General features: G+C 54.6%; 16 protein-coding genes and 1 pseudogene. 7 read left to right on the plus strand and 10 right to left on the minus strand.

The genetic code is table 11. The annotated features are described in order from the left end of the window. Positions 1-137: 137 nt before the first annotated feature. The 4 genes from NYE24_RS27390 to NYE24_RS27405 are packed head-to-tail and all read right to left on the minus strand — an operon-like array spanning position 138 to position 2,707. Complete coding sequence (locus NYE24_RS27390; RefSeq protein WP_076159184.1) at positions 138-707, minus strand: TetR-like C-terminal domain-containing protein; 570 nt, start codon at positions 705-707, stop codon at positions 138-140. 25 nt (positions 708-732) lie between these two features. After that, positions 733-1,128: a hypothetical protein gene (locus NYE24_RS27395; protein ID WP_036696054.1), complete on the minus strand. Its 396-nt coding sequence runs from the start codon at positions 1,126-1,128 to the stop codon at positions 733-735. Between the two features lie 24 nt (positions 1,129-1,152). Then, positions 1,153-1,677 carry a hypothetical protein gene (locus NYE24_RS27400; protein ID WP_342477133.1) on the minus strand — a complete coding sequence of 175 codons (525 nt, stop codon included), beginning with the start codon at positions 1,675-1,677 and terminating at the stop codon, positions 1,153-1,155. Between the two features lie 58 nt (positions 1,678-1,735). Continuing rightward, positions 1,736-2,707 (minus strand): RluA family pseudouridine synthase, encoded by a 972-nt coding sequence (locus NYE24_RS27405; RefSeq protein ID WP_076159189.1) that lies wholly within the window; start codon positions 2,705-2,707, stop codon positions 1,736-1,738. A gap of 177 nt (positions 2,708-2,884) precedes the next feature. Between NYE24_RS27405 and recQ the strand changes: the two genes are divergently transcribed. The 5 genes from recQ to NYE24_RS27430 all read left to right on the plus strand — a co-directional run bounded on the left by recQ (position 2,885) and on the right by NYE24_RS27430 (position 9,251). Continuing rightward, on the plus strand, positions 2,885-4,711 hold the full coding sequence (gene recQ / locus NYE24_RS27410; protein ID WP_036696060.1) for a DNA helicase RecQ: 1,827 nt from the start codon (positions 2,885-2,887) through the stop codon (positions 4,709-4,711). 15 nt (positions 4,712-4,726) lie between these two features. Further along, positions 4,727-6,715 (plus strand): B12-binding domain-containing radical SAM protein, encoded by a 1,989-nt coding sequence (locus tag NYE24_RS27415; RefSeq protein WP_342477134.1) that lies wholly within the window; start codon positions 4,727-4,729, stop codon positions 6,713-6,715. Positions 6,716-6,944: 229 nt separating this feature from the next. Continuing rightward, positions 6,945-7,454 (plus strand): GNAT family protein, encoded by a 510-nt coding sequence (locus NYE24_RS27420; protein WP_076160567.1) that lies wholly within the window; start codon positions 6,945-6,947, stop codon positions 7,452-7,454. Further along, positions 7,411-8,028: a nucleotidyltransferase family protein gene (locus NYE24_RS27425; RefSeq protein WP_342477135.1), complete on the plus strand. Its 618-nt coding sequence runs from the start codon at positions 7,411-7,413 to the stop codon at positions 8,026-8,028. The genes NYE24_RS27420 and NYE24_RS27425 overlap by 44 nt, the downstream gene beginning before the upstream one ends. A 527-nt stretch (positions 8,029-8,555) precedes the next feature. Then, positions 8,556-9,251 carry a hypothetical protein gene (locus NYE24_RS27430; protein ID WP_342477136.1) on the plus strand — a complete coding sequence of 232 codons (696 nt, stop codon included), beginning with the start codon at positions 8,556-8,558 and terminating at the stop codon, positions 9,249-9,251. Positions 9,252-9,722: 471 nt separating this feature from the next. Here the strand turns inward: NYE24_RS27430 and NYE24_RS27435 are convergent, their stop codons facing one another. From NYE24_RS27435 to NYE24_RS27450, 4 genes are all read right to left on the minus strand, one after another. Next, positions 9,723-10,685 (minus strand): alpha/beta hydrolase, encoded by a 963-nt coding sequence (locus NYE24_RS27435; RefSeq protein WP_342477137.1) that lies wholly within the window; start codon positions 10,683-10,685, stop codon positions 9,723-9,725. An 85-nt stretch (positions 10,686-10,770) separates the two neighbouring features. Then, complete coding sequence (locus tag NYE24_RS27440) at positions 10,771-11,739, minus strand: type I phosphomannose isomerase catalytic subunit (RefSeq protein WP_036696069.1); 969 nt, start codon at positions 11,737-11,739, stop codon at positions 10,771-10,773. Positions 11,740-11,804: 65 nt separating this feature from the next. Further along, positions 11,805-12,404, minus strand: coding sequence for a class I SAM-dependent methyltransferase (locus tag NYE24_RS27445; protein ID WP_076160575.1), 600 nt, complete (start codon positions 12,402-12,404; stop codon positions 11,805-11,807). Beyond that, positions 12,404-13,360, minus strand: coding sequence for a TIGR01212 family radical SAM protein (locus tag NYE24_RS27450; RefSeq protein WP_341187458.1), 957 nt, complete (start codon positions 13,358-13,360; stop codon positions 12,404-12,406). The genes NYE24_RS27445 and NYE24_RS27450 overlap by 1 nt, the downstream gene beginning before the upstream one ends. 245 nt (positions 13,361-13,605) lie before the next feature. Here NYE24_RS27450 and NYE24_RS27455 point away from each other — a divergent pair, with 245 nt between their 5' ends. Together NYE24_RS27455 and trmB are read left to right on the plus strand one after the other, a co-directional pair. Beyond that, positions 13,606-13,779: a hypothetical protein gene (locus tag NYE24_RS27455; protein ID WP_179090500.1), complete on the plus strand. Its 174-nt coding sequence runs from the start codon at positions 13,606-13,608 to the stop codon at positions 13,777-13,779. Between the two features lie 201 nt (positions 13,780-13,980). Continuing rightward, positions 13,981-14,697, plus strand: coding sequence for a tRNA (guanosine(46)-N7)-methyltransferase TrmB (trmB, locus tag NYE24_RS27460; RefSeq protein ID WP_342477138.1), 717 nt, complete (start codon positions 13,981-13,983; stop codon positions 14,695-14,697). An 80-nt stretch (positions 14,698-14,777) separates the two neighbouring features. Here the strand turns inward: trmB and NYE24_RS27465 are convergent. Further along, positions 14,778-15,917 (minus strand): annotated as a pseudogene (locus NYE24_RS27465) (glycosyltransferase). A 54-nt stretch (positions 15,918-15,971) separates the two neighbouring features. Next, on the minus strand, positions 15,972-16,499 hold the full coding sequence (locus tag NYE24_RS27470) for a phosphatase PAP2 family protein (RefSeq protein WP_341019361.1): 528 nt from the start codon (positions 16,497-16,499) through the stop codon (positions 15,972-15,974). Between the last annotated feature and the right edge of the window lie 203 nt (positions 16,500-16,702).

Raw genomic sequence — 16,702 nt, forward strand, 5'->3', positions numbered from 1 at the left:
TTGAATACTGGACCTGAACCGAGTGTAATCCAGTCCCGCCCTGGAGGGTATCATCAAAGCACATGATCTGTATAAAATTTGGACATATGGAACAAAGTGTAACGTTTTTGGGCGAAAAAAAAGCCGCAGCCCTGAGGTTACGACAAAATGTTCTCATATTTATGCAGCGCCTTCAGGAAGTTCCCTTCAATCAGGACGCTCAGCTTCTCAATCATCGGCCCAGGCGGCTCCTGCATCCCGTCCTGCATCCACTGAATGATCAGTCCGGTGAAGGCCAGTGTGTAAAAGTTGGCGATGAACTGCTTATCCGGCGTCCCGACATTCAGCCCGGCGGCCAACTCGTTGATGACGCCCATGACGAGATCACTCGTCACCTCATACAGATACGCATCCAGATGCCTCCGTCCGAGGGAGTCCAAGGTGTTGCAGCAGAAGGCCTTATTGTTCTCGATGTAGCAGAATATCCGGTAGAATCCGTCGGTCCACGTGCTGTAGCTGCGGTACTGGGCAATGCTCTCGACAGCCTCCGTCTTGTAGATCCAGCCCAGCAAATCATAGATATCCTGAAAATGATAATAAAAGGTCTGCCGGTTCACGCCGCAATCCTCAACCAGATGCCGGACGGAGATTTTGTTCAGCGGAAGATGGGCCATCAGGTCCTTGAGCGAGCGTGCGAGCGCATTTTTGGTCAGCAGGGAATTGGACATAAGGGTCATCAGCTCCTAACAGGAATCAGCGTTTGCGCCAATAGTGTATCAGCAGGCGGCCGCCCTCGGCGATAAGACCCAGAGCGAAGCCGCCTGCTGTAAACAGGCCGAAGGACAGAAAGCCTGCAAGATCCTCGAAGCCCGACATTTCACGGTAAGTGTACATGTACATCAGGAAGAGTCCCGCCACAGTTCCAGCGCTTGAGAAAATCCACACAAGCTGCGCACCCAACCAGCCGAATCCGTTGACTATACCGGAGATTACAATGGCAAGGAGGGCCCAGCGTAGGGCAAGAATAAAGTTGAAAGGCTCACCTAACCACAGATACCGGTGCAGAATCAGCAATAGCCATAGCAGCAGCGCGTAACCGGCAGACCATGCCAGCCAGCGGCCCGTCCGGGCAGGAGGCAGGAAATTCATTATCAGCTCACCCCATGTATAGCGTCATACCTCTTCCAGTTCTTCGGCGCTCTGCAGCAGGAACTTCAAGAGGTTCGGAAGGTCTTCCATTTGCTCTTCGGTAATTTGCCGTTTGAATTGCAGTTCAACACAGTTATTGTACGTATCGCCCGTCTGTCCATAGCGGAAGCTGAGCGATTGCACAGGCTGGAATTCAGGTCCCCAGATTCGGGTCAGAATCTCTTCAATTGTGGGGCACTGCTCATTCACATCTTCAATCTCCAGATAAAAGCGTATGAAAAGACTGCATCCCGGATCGCTGCCCGGCGTCTCCAGAATCTCATCGCCAAGGTCCTTCACTGTAGACTGGAGCAGAATCTCGGACGTCACATTCAGGCCTCCGGTCAGCTTGAACGCGAGGCTGAATTCACGCGACATCAGCGCGAGATTGAGCAGATCAGACCGGTCTGTTACAACTAGAACCCCATCCAGATTGTCGTAGTCATAGATCTGGTTCTCCAGGGCGATTTTGATATTGTCAAAAACAGTAGGGTGGAACAAGAGCGGCACCTTCTATCGTTTCTCTATATTATATTATGATCTGCTGTCGGCACTCACAGCTTAGGGATTAGTTCGTAGGTGCCGGTGCTGTGTATTTCAGAAAAGTCTTCGGAATCGCGCTCTCAAACGTCAGAATGTCGCCTGTGGTCGGATGAACGAATGAGAGCACACGGGCATGCAGACCGAGACGGCCGACTGCCTTAGTCTCTGCGCCGTACTTCTTGTCCCCGGCAATCGGATGGCCGATGTCGGACATGTGAACACGGATCTGATTCTTCCGTCCGGTCTCCAGATGCACCTCCAGCAGGGAGAAGTGGCGGTTCGCCTGGATCAGCTTATAACGGGTTACGGCATGGAGCCCGTCTCCCTCATGCGGACTGGAGTACATCTTCAGCGTGGAGGTCTCCTTCAGCCAGGAGCTGATCGTGCCCTCGGATCTCTTAACGGCGCCTTCCACCAGAGCCACGTAGGAGCGTTCCTTGACGGTCTCCTTCCAGCTGTTCTGGAGGGACTGCTGAATCGCCTCGCTTTTGGCAAACATCATGACGCCCGAGGTATCACGGTCCAGCCGGTGCACCACATAGACGCGGTTCTTCGGATTGCTCAGGCGGACATGCTCCATCAGCTGGCGGTAAGCCGTCAGTTCATTATCTTCTCCAGTTGCGATGGACAGGAGCCCCGCATCCTTCTGAATCACGATAATATCGTCATCCTCATGGACAATGGTCAGTCCCAGCATCTCCTTGGCTTCAGCAGGCTTCTCCTGGTCAATCGTCACGGTCTGGCCTGGATGGAGCAGATGGTTATGCTTGGTCACCGGTTTGCCGTTCACAGCGACCTGTCCGCGGGAGAGCATGGATTTGATTGAGTTGCGCCCCTTATTCGTAATCGTCTTCAGCAGAAAAGCAAGCAGCTCCGCAGGTTCGGCTACCGTATAGGATTTGGGTGCAGCTGCCGGCTTGGCCGGGGCTCCGGATCTTGTTCCCTGTTTATGGTTAGAGGTTCTGTTCCCCTGATTTCTGGTTCTTCTTGTATTCATGACCGCATTCTCCGTCCTTTAATAGGTTACTCCTCAATATACCATGGGCCGTGAAGAAATACTACGGAAGGGATGGGGTCCCGGCAGGAGAGCGATGATATCTGCTTCAGGCGGTTGCTTGGCAGCCGGTTGCCCAGTAAACTAAAAGGTAGAAAGCCTTAAGGAGTTTGAATAGACATGGAGATGCAAGGATCATTAATGGAGCAGGCCCAGGCCGAGCTGCAAAAATATTACGGTTATCCCGATTTCCGGGACGGCCAGAAAAAAATTGTGAACAATCTGCTGGAAGGCCGCGATACGCTTGGCATTCTGCCTACCGGAGGCGGTAAGTCCATCTGCTATCAGGTTCCGGCGCTGCTGCATCCGGGGCTTACCCTGGTCGTCTCCCCGCTGATCTCCCTGATGAAGGATCAGGTGGATGCTCTTACGACAGCAGGGATTCCCGCTGCTTATATCAACAGCACCCTGAGCGGCAAAGAAGTGAATGAGCGCATCCGTGCGGCCCGCCGCGGCGACTTGAAGCTGCTCTATGTAGCTCCCGAGCGTCTGGAGCTGGACTGGTTCCGCCTGGAGATGGCGGGACTGAATATCTCCTGCGTAGCTGTCGATGAGGCGCACTGCGTCTCGCAGTGGGGCCATGACTTCCGCACCAGTTATCTGGCGGTCTCCCCGTTCGTGGAGCAGCTGCCGCAGCGTCCGATTCTGGCGGCCTTCACCGCTACGGCTACCCCGGAGGTTATGGAGGATATGGTCCGGCTGCTACGCCTGCGCGAGCCGGGCGTCTTCATGACCGGACTTGGCCGTGACAACCTGGCGATGTCCGTGCTGCGCGGAGAGAACAAGCGAGAGTTCGTGCTGGATTACGCGGCTCAGCATGCCCATCAGCCTGGCATCGTGTATGCCGCCACCCGCAAGGAAGTGGATGATCTCTACCAGCGCCTCCAGGCCGCAGGCATCACGGCGGGGCGCTATCATGCCGGAATGAACGACCAGGAGCGGGCGGACAGCCAGGAAGGCTTCCTGTATGACGATATCCGTGTCATGGTCGCTACGAATGCCTTCGGGATGGGGATCGACAAGTCTAACGTGCGTTATGTCATTCATTACAATATGCCGAAGAACATGGAGGCCTATGTTCAGGAGGCGGGCCGTGCCGGGCGTGACGGGGAGCCGAGCGATTGTATCCTGCTGTTCAGTGCGCAGGATATCATGACCCAGAAATTCCTGATTGAGCAGAACCCGCAGGACCCGGAACGCAAAGCCAACGAATACCGCAAGCTCCAGCAGATGATTGAATACTGCTATACCACCCGCTGCCTGCGCAGTGCACAGCTCGACTATTTCGGCGAGAGCCATGACGATGATCACTGCGGGATCTGCAGCTCCTGTACTGATGAGCGTGAGCTGGTGGATATCACCGTAGAAGCGCAGAAGATCTTCTCCTGCATCCACCGGATGCGGGAGCGTTACGGCGTGGCGCTGGTCTCATCCGTGCTGAAGGGCTCGCGTAACCAGAAGGTGCTGCAATACGGCTTCGAGCAGCTGCCAACTCACGGCGCTATGTCCAGCCGCAGTGAGAAGGAGATTACCGAGATCATCAATATGCTGATCTCGGAAGGATATCTGGCCTTGTCCGAAGGCCAGTATCCGGTGGTCCGGCTGCAGCCGCTGGCAGCAGAGGTGCTGCGCGGCCAGCGCCAGGTGCATCAGCGCGTAGCCCGCACGCTGGTCACCTCCGGCACGCGGGACCGCAGCCGCTCGCGTGATACTTCACCGTCTGCGGTCAATGAGACGGTGTTCGAACAGCTGCGCCTGATCCGCCGCGAGCTGGCGGGGCGCGAGCATGTGCCGTCGTACATCATTTTCAATGATGCGACGCTGCGTGAGATGAGCGTGGTCTGTCCGCAGACGGAATCGGAGATGCTGAGGGTGAAGGGTGTCGGTGAAGTGAAGTACCGGAAGTACGGCAAGGCCTTCCTGGAGTTTTTTCAAAATGACATGTAAAGAAGGTTATAAGGCATGAGAATCATCCTGGCCACATTAAATGCCAAATATATTCATACGTCGCTTGCGATCCGGTTGCTGAAGGCGTATAGCGAGCATGAGTTCAAGGATATCCTTTTGGCGGAATATACCATCAAAGATCCCGCGATGAATATCGTGTCTGACCTTTTTCAGAAGCAGCCGGATGTGATCGGCTTCTCCTGTTATATCTGGAACATCGAGGAGACCATCAAGCTGGTCGGAATTCTCAAGCAGGTCATGCCGGAGGTCAAGATTGTGCTGGGCGGGCCGGAGGTATCCTATGAGCCGCTCTACTGGATGAAGCGGGAGGCCGGAGTAGACTTCGTCGTGAACGGTGACGGGGAAGAGACCTTCCACCATCTGCTGCAGGAGATCCGGGATGAACATAAGTACCATTTCGTATATGGTGCGGCTTACCGCAAGGGTGAAGAGCTGATCGTCAATCCTCCCCGTCCCAAAAGCGATCTCAACACTCTGCCGACCCCGCACCGCTTCGCGGAGGATCTGCCGGAGCTGAGCAAGCGTATCGTTTATTTTGAGACGAGCCGGGGCTGTCCCTTCAACTGCCAATTCTGCCTGTCCAGCATTGAGGTGGGCGTGCGTTATTATGATATCGAACGGGTGAAGTCCGATCTGCTCTATCTGATTGAGGGCGGGGCCAAGGTGATCAAGTTCCTGGACCGCACATTCAATATCAACCGCAATTATGCGATGGAGATGTTCCAGTTCCTGATCGACAATCATCAGGGCTGCGTGTTCCAGTTCGAGATTACCGCTGATATTATGCGTCCCGAGGTGCTGGATTTCCTGGCGAAAAACGCCCCGCCGGGCGTCTTCCGCTTCGAGATCGGCGTTCAGTCGACGAATGATGAGACCAATGAGCTGGTCAAGCGCCGCCAGAACTTCACCAAGCTGTCGCGCACTGTGATGAAGATTAAGGCCAGCGGCAACATCGACCAGCATCTTGATCTGATCGCCGGACTGCCGATGGAGGATTACGCCACCTTCCGCAAGACCTTCAATGACGTCTTCGCCATGGAGCCGGAGGAGCTGCAATTAGGTTTCCTCAAAATGCTGCGCGGTACCGGGCTGCGCGCCCAGGCTGCCAAATATGACTATACGTATATGGAGCATGCACCATACGAAATTCTCAGCAGCCATGTTATGCCGTTCGCCGATATTATCCGGCTCAAGCGGCTGGAGGATGTGCTGGAGAAGTACTGGAACAGCCAGCGGCTGGCTCATTCGGTCAAGTATTTGATCCGACATGTGTTCCCGTCTCCGTTCGACTTCTTCCAGGAGTTCGGGGACTACTGGGAAGAACGGGGCTGGCAGAAGATCGGGCATCAGCTCGAGGATCTGTTCACCCGGCTGCAGGACTTCCTGACGGACCGGGGCACGGCCTCCATGGACATTGTCACCGGCCTGATGAAGCTGGACTACTTCCTCGCCCACAAGTACAAGCCCCGCAAGATCTGGTGGGACGATGTGCTTGATAAAGCGGAGTGGGCGAAGCACCTGAAGCAGATCGCCAGTCAGCCGGAGCTGATCTCGGCCAAGCTGGCGGAAGCCGGACTTAGCGAGCGGGAGCTCCAGAAGTTCATCGTGCTCGATGAGCTGCCGTTCCGCCTTGCGCCGGTGCTGGAATCGATCAGCGGGCTTCGCTATGACGGGGAGCTTGGCGCTGAGGCGGGTGCCGAAGCGGGTGCTGATGCCGGGAACGGGAACGGGAACGGGAACGGCCGGGAGATACACGCGGCGGTTACAGCATCGGCCCCGGCAGAACGCGGGGGAGCTGGAGCGGGCGGCGTGGCCGCTGCTGAGGCAGATCTTCTGCCTACTGTGGCAGCAGTGGCTGGTGGTGTGCCAGCGGCGGTCCTTAACGATCCGCACCCTGGGGCAAGCGATGGCCGCACGCTGCTGGTCATTCTGTATCAGCAGGACGAGAGCCAGCGGGCGCAGTATTACGCTTTGCCTTTGTAGGTTAGGGACCCTGGTTGCACCGGACATGGGCTGATGTGTGCGAAAAACCGACCACATTCAGCGCTGCGTGGGCACGTGGTCCAAATGTAATCAAAAAACTGAATACAATGAGCGAGATTACAGGTGCGTGTTCCGATAACCTGCGCAAACTGAACTTTTGCGGAAAGAAGGACTTCTGAGTTAGTTACCTACGGGGGGAATACAGTTGAGTCAGGAGCAGCACATATCATTGTTTAGGTACGGTGACGAGTATGGGGAGCAATTCAAGGACCAGTTACTTGGCTTTAAGCTTCCAGCGGAGCAGTTGCAGTTCACTGGACTGCCGGAGGAGACGCTTCAGGATATCAAGGAGGATACCGGTAAGGAGGGAGTGGTCATTGCCTGCGGAGAACAGGCGGTGGGCTTCTTCATCCTCCACACTGGTGAGGGCATAGCCGATTTCTTTCCTGACTATGCCGATGCAGTTCTGCTGCGCGCTTTCCTGATGGACCATGCCAGCCAGGGCCGTGGGTTCGCTAAAGCAGCAATGTTGCTGCTGCCGGATCTTGTCCGCCGCCACTACCCTGAAGCCCGGCAAATTGTGCTGGCTGTGAATGAACGCAATACCGCCGCCAGTCAGCTATATCTTGGGGCCGGATTTCAGGATCATGGTCTGCGGCGGAGCGGAAGCAAAGGAACACAGCTGATTTTGCAATATGGGCTATCCTCTGAGCCTGTTGAGGCTTCTGCTGATGCATGAGGGGGATGTACTGCATAACCGTCTTATGGAGCTATTCACCCGAGATACACTGCTAATGGATATGTTCAAGCGTGCCCAAGGTCTGGCTCCAGTTCCTTACTACATTGGCGCAGGATGCCTGGTGCAAACAATATGGAATGAATTTACCGGACGGTCGCCGGGATACGGAATCAGTGACATCGATATTATCTACTATGATGCAGCTGATCTGAGTTATGCTGCTGAGGATAAGGTGGTTGCGAAGGGCAGAGAGCTTTTTGACGGCGTTCCCCTTCCGGTCGATCTCAAGAATCAGGCCCGCGTTCATCTGTGGTATCCGCAGAAGTTCGGTGTGGAAATCCCACCCTACCTCTCCCTGGAAGCAGCAATCGACAGTTGGCCGACTACAGTGACCTCGCTGGGAGCAAGGCTTGAGCTGAATGGTGAATGGAAGATTTATGCCCCATTTGGTCTGGAGGATTTATTTCATTTAATTCTACGGCCCAACAAAGCACTGATCAGCGAGAAGATCTACGAAGCGAAGACGCAGAAATGGAAGTCCAAATGGCCGGAGCTTACAGTGGTTCCTTGGTAGAATATATGTAAAGTTGGGGGGGATATAAGTGACGCAATTTTATCTTATCCGCCATGGTGAACCACAGTAGGATGTTAATGGCAGCCTGACTTAACCTTTGAATATGATTCATTGGAGCGGCTTGCAGAGCTAGCGAGCGATTATGATGCTCATCGTGGAGTCTATCCTCCCGGTGAAACTAAGCTTTGGGAATCTAAGGAATTGCTGAGGAACCGTGTGGGTGAACACCTAATTGTATTTATCCTTCTCCAGTGTTACGATCAATAAAGAGATGCCAGTAAAGGAGCATAAACACCATCATGTGGATTACTTTGTAAGTGTGAATGAACTGAAGGACGGGCCGGTAATAGTGGGGATCACTATGCTATTTGGCATGTCTTTCTGTCAACTTACAGGGTATGCAGGGTGAATGGTTCGTATACCGACTTCTGCGGATACCTTTGGGTATCCTTTTTTGTTGCCGGAAACCGCATCTCTATGGCTCTTTACCTGCCTATCCTCCTAATGAGTGAACGGGGGAAAGATATATGAAACAACCGAAATTAGTCTTAATCGAGGGTCTGCCCGGCTTCGGCAAATCCACAGCGGCACAGCTGGTTTACGAAATTCTTACGGAGATGAATACGGGCACTCAGCTTGTCCTGGAAGGGAATCTGGATCATCCCGCTGATTATGAGGGAGTAGCTTGCCTTACCCAAGCAGAATATGATGAGCTGTCGAGAATCTGCGGCGGGAATTCGGGGGAAGAATTAAGCGCGCACACTACCTGTCAAGACAACAATTATCTGGTCGGATACCGGAAAATAATAAATGCTTACGGTCCTCTCCTTCCGAAGGAATGGATGGACAGATTGACCCGAAAGGATGTATATGAACTGCCGCTGGCTCAGCACAGGAAGCTGATTACAGCAAGGTGGAGGCAGTTTACGGAGAGTGCCTTGACAGGGCCGGATACGTATGTATTTGATTGCTGTTTTATCCAGAATCCTGTGACTATGGGGATGATCAGGCACGATGCAGCCGAGGAGTACATGATAAGCTACATTCAGGAGCTGGAGGCCATTATTAAGCCATTGAACCCGCTGCTGATTGTTATTGAACAGGACGATCTGGAGCTGGCTTTCCGCAAAGCTGTCCGCGAGAGACCCATGGAGTGGTCGGAAGGGTTCATCCAATATTACACCTCACAGGGATATGGCCTGACGCAGGACACCGGGGCCTAAAAGGTACGCTGGAGGTACTTAAGAGCAGAAGCAAGCTGGAAGATAACATATATAACCTGTTAAGCTTGAATAAGATAAAAGTAAATAATTCTGCATATGCGCTGGAGGCCTATAAGCAAGTTTTAAAGGATAGGCTGGCCGCCTGGTGTAATCCCCCTGCAGGTTCTTAGCACGCACAATATAAAGAGAGGCATCCCGTATCTGACGGAGTGCCTCTCTTTGGTTAAGATATAGAATTTCTATGTTTCACACGACAACTTATCCTTCTATTTCCCGCTGAAACGGTACCGCCCTTTAAAAGGCGGTGCTTACAACTGAATACAATGGCTGGTACAAGGCATATGGACCAAATGTATGTGGAAGTGGAAAACAGCATACATTACGCTCGCAAGCAGGCACTCGGCCCAAATATATGTGAAAAACAGCATACATTGTGTTCTATGCCATTGAACCTGGTGGGGACTGTAAAAATCAATCCGCCGTAGGCTGAAGCCACATGGATTCGGCAGGCAGGTGGCGGGCGAGCCAGTCCAGCACATCGGCCGTGACCTCATCCCGGTTGACCTCGTTCAGCATCTCATGCCGGCCTCCCGGATATAGCTTGCATTCTACATCCTGAAGCCCCTGCTTCCGATATAACTCAGCCAGACGCTTCACCCCTTGACCATTCGATCCCACAGGGTCCTTCTCACCCGCGAACAGGTAGACCGGCTTGTCGCTGCATAAGTGCTGAAGAGTGGACCTGGTATGAAGCTCCCGCAGCATATGGAAGAAATCACGGAAGAAGCGGGTAGTGCAGATCGCCCCGCAGTACGGGTCGGCAATGAAGTGGTCCACCTCCTCCGGGTCGCTGCTGAGCCAGTCAAAAGCTGTCCGGACCGGAGAAAAGGAGCGGTTATACGTACCGAAGACCATTCCGTTCAGCAACACGCTGCGGTGGTGATCTCCCTGGAGCCTTAACTGCACCTTCGACAGGGACTCCGCCAGCCGCAGCATACTCCGGGGACCGTTGGTGCCGCTGAGGATGAAGCCGCTATAGATCTCGTGGCCTTCCTCGCACATCAGCTTCTGAGCCAGAAATGAGCCCATGCTGTGCGCGAACAGGAAGATGGGCACATGCTCATGCCGGGAGCAGGCGAGCTCTGCAAGCTCAAGGAGATTGCGCCGCATCCAGTAGAAGCCGTTCTCCCCGCTGTCGCCGAGCAGGTTGACTCTGCCGGCAGTAAGGCCATGTCCCCGGTGGTCATTGGCATATACGGCATAACCGGCTGCGGTGAGCGCCGAAGCGAACCGGGCATACCGTGCAGCCGTCTCACACATACCGTGTGCGATCTGCACAATCCCCCGGATCTCCGCTCCTGGCTCTGGAAGCCATTCATAGACATGGATTTTGACATCTAAGGGATCAGTCATGGTAAAAGTGTTCTCAGTCATCGCCTGTCCTCCTGAAAGTGAAATTCAGCATTCTTAGCGTAAAGAGTACCTGTTGCTTCTGATCCAAGTAACGCAGTCCGGCTGCTTAAGGCAGATAAGAGCGCAGCACGGTGGATTGTCCTTCAATGCTGTAAGCGCCGAGGCTGGACGGAAGCAGATAGCATTCGCCCGCTGCATATGGCTGGGAGCCGCCCTCCCAGATCAAATGGCCGCTGCCCTCGCAGATTACCAGAATGGTGAAGCTGTCATCCGTGGTGGCGAGCTGCCATTCGCCGGACACCAGTCCTTTTTCCACGATAAAATAAGGCGAGGAGGCAATTCTAAGCCATTCCCCGGCCACAGCACCATCTGTCTTCATCGAAGTCGCGCCTGCTCCCTCATAGGCAGTCACATTCAGGGAATCCTCGATATGCAGCTCGCGCGGCTTCCCGTCCAGACCCGGACGGTCATAATCGTAAATCCGGTATGTAGTGTCAGAGTTCTGCTGGATCTCTGCTACAACGACTCCTGCACACAATGCATGTACAGTCCCGGCAGGGATATAGAAGGAGTCACCGGCAGCTACAGTCACTTCCTGCAGGCTGTCCATAACCGTTCCATTCTCCAGCGCGTCCTTCAGCATCTCGCGGGTGACGCCTTCCTTCAGGCCGTAGATGATTTTGGCGCCCGGCTTGGCGTCCAGCACGTACCACATTTCGGTTTTGCCCAGCTCTCCCTTGGGAAGTCCGGCATAATCATCCGTAGGGTGAACCTGTACGGAGAGGTTATCGTTGCAATCCAGCAGCTTGATCAGCAGCGGGAATCTTCCGCCTTCTTCCGTAATTCCCTTGCTGCCGAACCACTCGTGCCCGAACTGCTCACGGATGGCATCAAGGCCTTGTCCGGCCAGCTCGCCGTTGACTACAGAGGAGGTGCCGTTCGGATGATCGGCAATCATCCAGCCTTCGCCGATATGGCCTTGCGGCAGATCCAGGCCGAATTTCTCCAGCGCCCGGCCTCCCCAGACACGTTCTTTGAACTCCGGCTGAAATTTCAGAGGATATGGTTTCGTCATTACAACATCTTCCTTCCTGATAATAAGATGATCTTCAGTTACAAGGGGCTCACTGTCTTCAGGTGTTAGCCCCTTTGTCTCTTCTCTACAGCTACAACATATGGTGCAGACTCGCGCTGAAGCTGCCGGTACACGATGGTCTGCGCGTCCTGCTGGGCCAGTCCGGCGGCCCAGGCTTCGACAGCGGCGGCTTCGCTGCCGCCGCCTTCGTGGCCGGGATACAGCACGGCCGTGATGATCCCGCCCGGGCGAAGCAGCGCAAGCGCCGCCTCCAGCGCGGCCAGCGTGCTCTGCGGCTCGGTGATGATGGTCTTATCGGCATCGCCTGCAGGCAGATAGCCGAGGTTGAACATCACCGCCGCAACCGTTCCGCGCCAGGCTGGCGGAACGGCTTCAGCCATGGCTGCATGGCTCTGCAGCAGCAGCGTCACGGGAGCCAGCGCAGCCGGCGCTTCCTCCCGGGCCAGCCGCAGGCGCTCGCCGGCAAGAGCCAGCGCCTGCGGCTGGATGTCGAACCCGTACACCCCGCCGCGCGGCCCGGCCGCCTTGGCGAGGAACAGGGTGTCGGCGCCGGTTCCCACGGTGGCGTCTATAGCCAGTCCGCCCGTCGAGAGTCGCTCAGCGGTCAGCTTATGGGCGAAGCTAAGGACAGACAGGAAGCCCATCAGCCCTTCCTCCAGTACTTACCCTGCCAGGTGTCCCTGGCAACCAGTTCCTGGTCAATGGCATTCAGCACTTCCCATTTCTTGAGGCTCCACATCGGGCCGATCAGGGCATCGCGCGGGGCATCACCAGTCAGCCGGTGGACGATCATGTCCGGCGGCAGAATTTCCAGCGAATCGGCGATGAGCTTCACATATTCATCCTGCTCCAGGAACCTTAGCAACCCGGCTTCGTACTGCTTCACCATCGGCGTTTTGCGCATGAGGTGAAGCAGGTGGATTTTGATTCCCTGAACCCCCATATTAGCTACAGCAGCTACAGTCTCCAGCATCATCTCATGCGTTTCCTGCGGAAGCCCGTGAATGATGTGGGTACACACACGGATGCCGTGCCGCCGGAGCTTGGCAACAGCTTCAGTATAGCAGGCGGTATCATGTGCGCGGTTAATCAGATCCGAGGTAGACTGATGAATGGTCTGAAGCCCCATCTCCACCCATAGATACGTGCGCTGGTTCAACTCCGCGAGATACTCGACTACATCATCCGGGAGGCAGTCCGGCCGGGTGGCAATGGCCAGGCCGACAACCCCGGGCTGCTGCAAAATGACTTCATAATATTCCCTTAGCTCCTCGACGGGAGCATACGTATTGGTATAGGCCTGGAAGTAGCCGATATATTTGGCATTCGGCCATTTCTGATGCTGGCGGTCGCGGATATGGTTGAATTGGGTGACCAGATCATCCCGGCGGCTTCCGGCGAAATCGCCTGACCCTCTGGCACTGCAGAACGTACAGCCTCCTTTGGCGATGGTACCGTCACGGTTCGGACAGGTGAAGCCCGCATCGAGCATGACCTTGAACACCTTGGTATCCATCTGCCCGCGCATTTCGTAGTTCCAGGTATGGAACCGTTTATCCCCCCACAGAAGCGGAGAGGAGGCCTGTTGAAGATTAGACATGTGCAGCTCCTTTCATTAACCTTCCCATTGTATCAAAAATCCGTGATGAACGTAACAATCCCTCCCGGAAATCCGCCGAAAAAAAACTGAAAATAGGCTGTGAATTACCGCCATTTGGCTTGAAAATGCTTACACATTATGTTATATTTAAAGTGTTAAAAAAGCCGCTGCAGCAACCACAATCATATGCTTGAATTCATAATTTCGTGTCGTCCGGTCCATACTAAACCTTAGAGGTGATAACGATGAATTCTCCAACGGTATTTGCTGATAACAAAGGTTCGATTGATGTGCAGCTGACTCCCGATGAAGCTCTCGCCCTGACAGGCGTAGAATTCAACGGCAACCACAAGATCAAGACAGAAGCGCAGCGGAAGATCCGCAATGCGTTCGAGAAGACCTTCGAGTTCGATAAATAAATGGCAGTCCGCTGAACGGCGGGCCGGTAATGCAGATACAACACGCACGGAACTTTCGACCAGTCCTAACAGGGGCGGGACGGAAGTTCCTTTTCTTTTGCTGAAATCCCTTTACTTTTGCCGGTAAGTTCGGCACAATATTGCAAGTGGCATTTATCCTATTCACAGATAAGGCAATAAGAGATAAGCGGAGGAATACCTATGCGTTTACGCGGAAGAAAAGGAATACGTGAAAGTCTTGAGGAGCAGACCGATCTGGTCATCCTGGAACCACGCAGCCTGAAGGGGCGCTGGTCCGAATTGTTCGGCAATGACCATCCGATTCATGTGGAATTCGGAATGGGCAAGGGGCAGTTTATCAGTCAAATGAGCTTCAAATACCCGGAGATTAATTTCATCGGCGTAGATATGTATGACGAGCTGGTACGGCGCGCAGCCGAGAAGGCCCGGAATGTATGGGAGCCGGCAGGCAAAGAGACACCGCCGAACGTGAGAGTGGCGCTGGCCAATATCGATTACGCAGAGGAAGTGTTTGCTCCGGGGGAGCTGGAACGGATCTATCTCAACTTCAGTGATCCCTGGCCGAAAAGCAAGCATGCCCGCCGCCGTCTGACGCATCCGCGTTTTCTTGATAAATACCGCGGACTGCTCAGTCCGCTCGGCGAAATCCATTTGAAGACGGATTCCCGCAGCCTGTTTGAATTCTCGCTTAATGCCTTTGCGGACTACGGTCTGCAGATGAAGAATATTTCCCTTGACCTGCATGAGGGCGGCGTGATCAACGAAGAGCATGTAATGACCGAATACGAGACCAAGTTCTATGGACGCGGCGTGAACATTCACCGCTGCGAGGCGATTGTCGGAGATGAGGCGCTGAAGCAATATCAGGCCACCCGTCTGGACAAGTACCGGCTCTAGACTGCATTACCGGTTATTACAGCAAAAGGCAGTCCGGTTCGTTCATACCGGACTGCCTTTTGCGTTCTAACTTGAGTTCTCTACTTTCCCTGTTCTGCGCGCGGTTTATCCAGCATATCAATAATGCTTTGGGCGCTTTGCAGCGGGTTGTACCTGGAGATGGCCTCCAGATGAGCCTTGCGCGCCGCACGGACATTCCCATAATCATTCAGCAGCCGCTCCATCCACCGGTCAACTACTTCGAGGGAGCTGATCGGCTCCCCCAAGCCGGCGGCAGTGAAGTACCGGCAGTTCTCTTCTTCCTGGCCCGGCAGGGGAGAGTGGAAGAGCATTGGAATGCCCTTGGCCAAGCCTTCGCTGCAGGTCATGCCGCCCGGCTTGGTCACCAGCAGGTCGGATACCTCCATCAGCTTGTCAATCTCCCGGGTGAAGCCCAGCAGCCGGATGTTAGGGTGCCTGAACCGCGTATCTTGCTTCATCAGCTGCAACAGCTTGTCATTCTGGCCGAGGCAGAACACAATCTGCACCTTGTCCCGCCATCCGGCGAGAGCTGCGTTCACTACTTCGTCGTTCATCATGCCCCATCCACCACCCATGACCATGACCGTCGGAATACGCAGCAGCTTGAACTGCTCTTGAATGTCTTCCCGGCCGTGCTGCTCCCAGAAGTTCGGGTGCACCGGGATGCCGGTTACCCGGATCTTGAAGGCGGCAACGCCGCGGCGGCGCAGCTTCGCCTTGACCTCAGGGGTGGATACCAGATAGCGGTCCACCTGCGGGCTGATCCAGCTGGCATGGGCGTCATAATCCGTAATAACCGTAATCAGCGGGGCCTTCAGCGACGGATGAAGCCGCTTCAGGCGTGAGATAACAGCGCCGGGAATGAAGTGGGTACAGACGATAATGTCCGGCTTCAGCTGCTTTACAATATTTTGGGCATGCGTATAAAACAAGTGGTGCAGGGCAAGTGTGGTAAGACGATTGAATGATTTCTGGTGACGGTACACGTAGCCCATCAGCCGGGGCTGGGAGGTGACCGTCTTGCGGTAGGCCGAGACAATGAGCGGGGCCACCTTGGGATTCAGGAAGCTTCCCAGCTCCAGCACCTTGGTCTGCACCTACGGAGACAGCTTCCGCAGGCTGCTCGACAGCGCATATGCAGCCTGGGTATGCCCGGCACCGAAGCCCTCCGACAGCAATAATATTCTTTTTTTGCGCAATGTATAGTTCACCTGTTCCCTAGAGGTATTCACTAGCCGGACGCCCCTCAGGCATCATATCCAGAGGGCAAGCGTACCGGCTGCGACTCCAGACCCAATGACCGCTCCAGCCAGGACATCAGACGGATAATGCAGCCCGAGGTAGATCCGGGAGAAGCCGACTGTGCAGGCCAGAGGAAGCAGAACCGCAGTCAGGACAGGGTAGGCTATCATATAAGGAACCGTTGAGGCGAAGATAGCGGTCGTATGGCCTGAAGGAAAAGAATGATCCTTAAGCGGATTACGGAACGTATTGGTGTCCGGCAGGGCCAGATAAGGCCGCAGGCGCGGGTAGAGCTTTTTGGCGATAGCGACGGGCACATGGCTTATCGCCAGCGCGGCCAGCGCTTGCAGTCCTGTAGTTCTCCATGGCTGCGGGCATATTGCCCAGACCAGAAGATTGATACCGATCGCACTTGTTGCACCTCCGAGATGAGTGAGGTAGAAGAGCCAGAAGTTCAGAAACGGATTATGCATCCGTCCGTTAATCCATTGAAACACCCGCTGCTCCAGGAGATGCAGTTTCTTGAATAAAGGTCTCATATCATGTCCCTCCGATAGTCCGGCTAAAAGAGTTCTGGCGCAGCTTAAGCAGCAGATTTCACGGCCTGAAGCTGTCTTTATCATACTTTTTTAAGGTAGCCCGTTCAAGAAAAAGCTCAGGTCCGCTCGAAAAATGTCTCTTTTGACTTGGGAGCCCCAAAGCGACTACAATGATTCAAGCAGGAAGATCGCGTTTATAAGGT

This window comes from Paenibacillus sp. FSL H7-0350, assembly GCF_038593195.1.
GTDB lineage: Bacteria > Bacillota > Bacilli > Paenibacillales > Paenibacillaceae > Paenibacillus_AQ.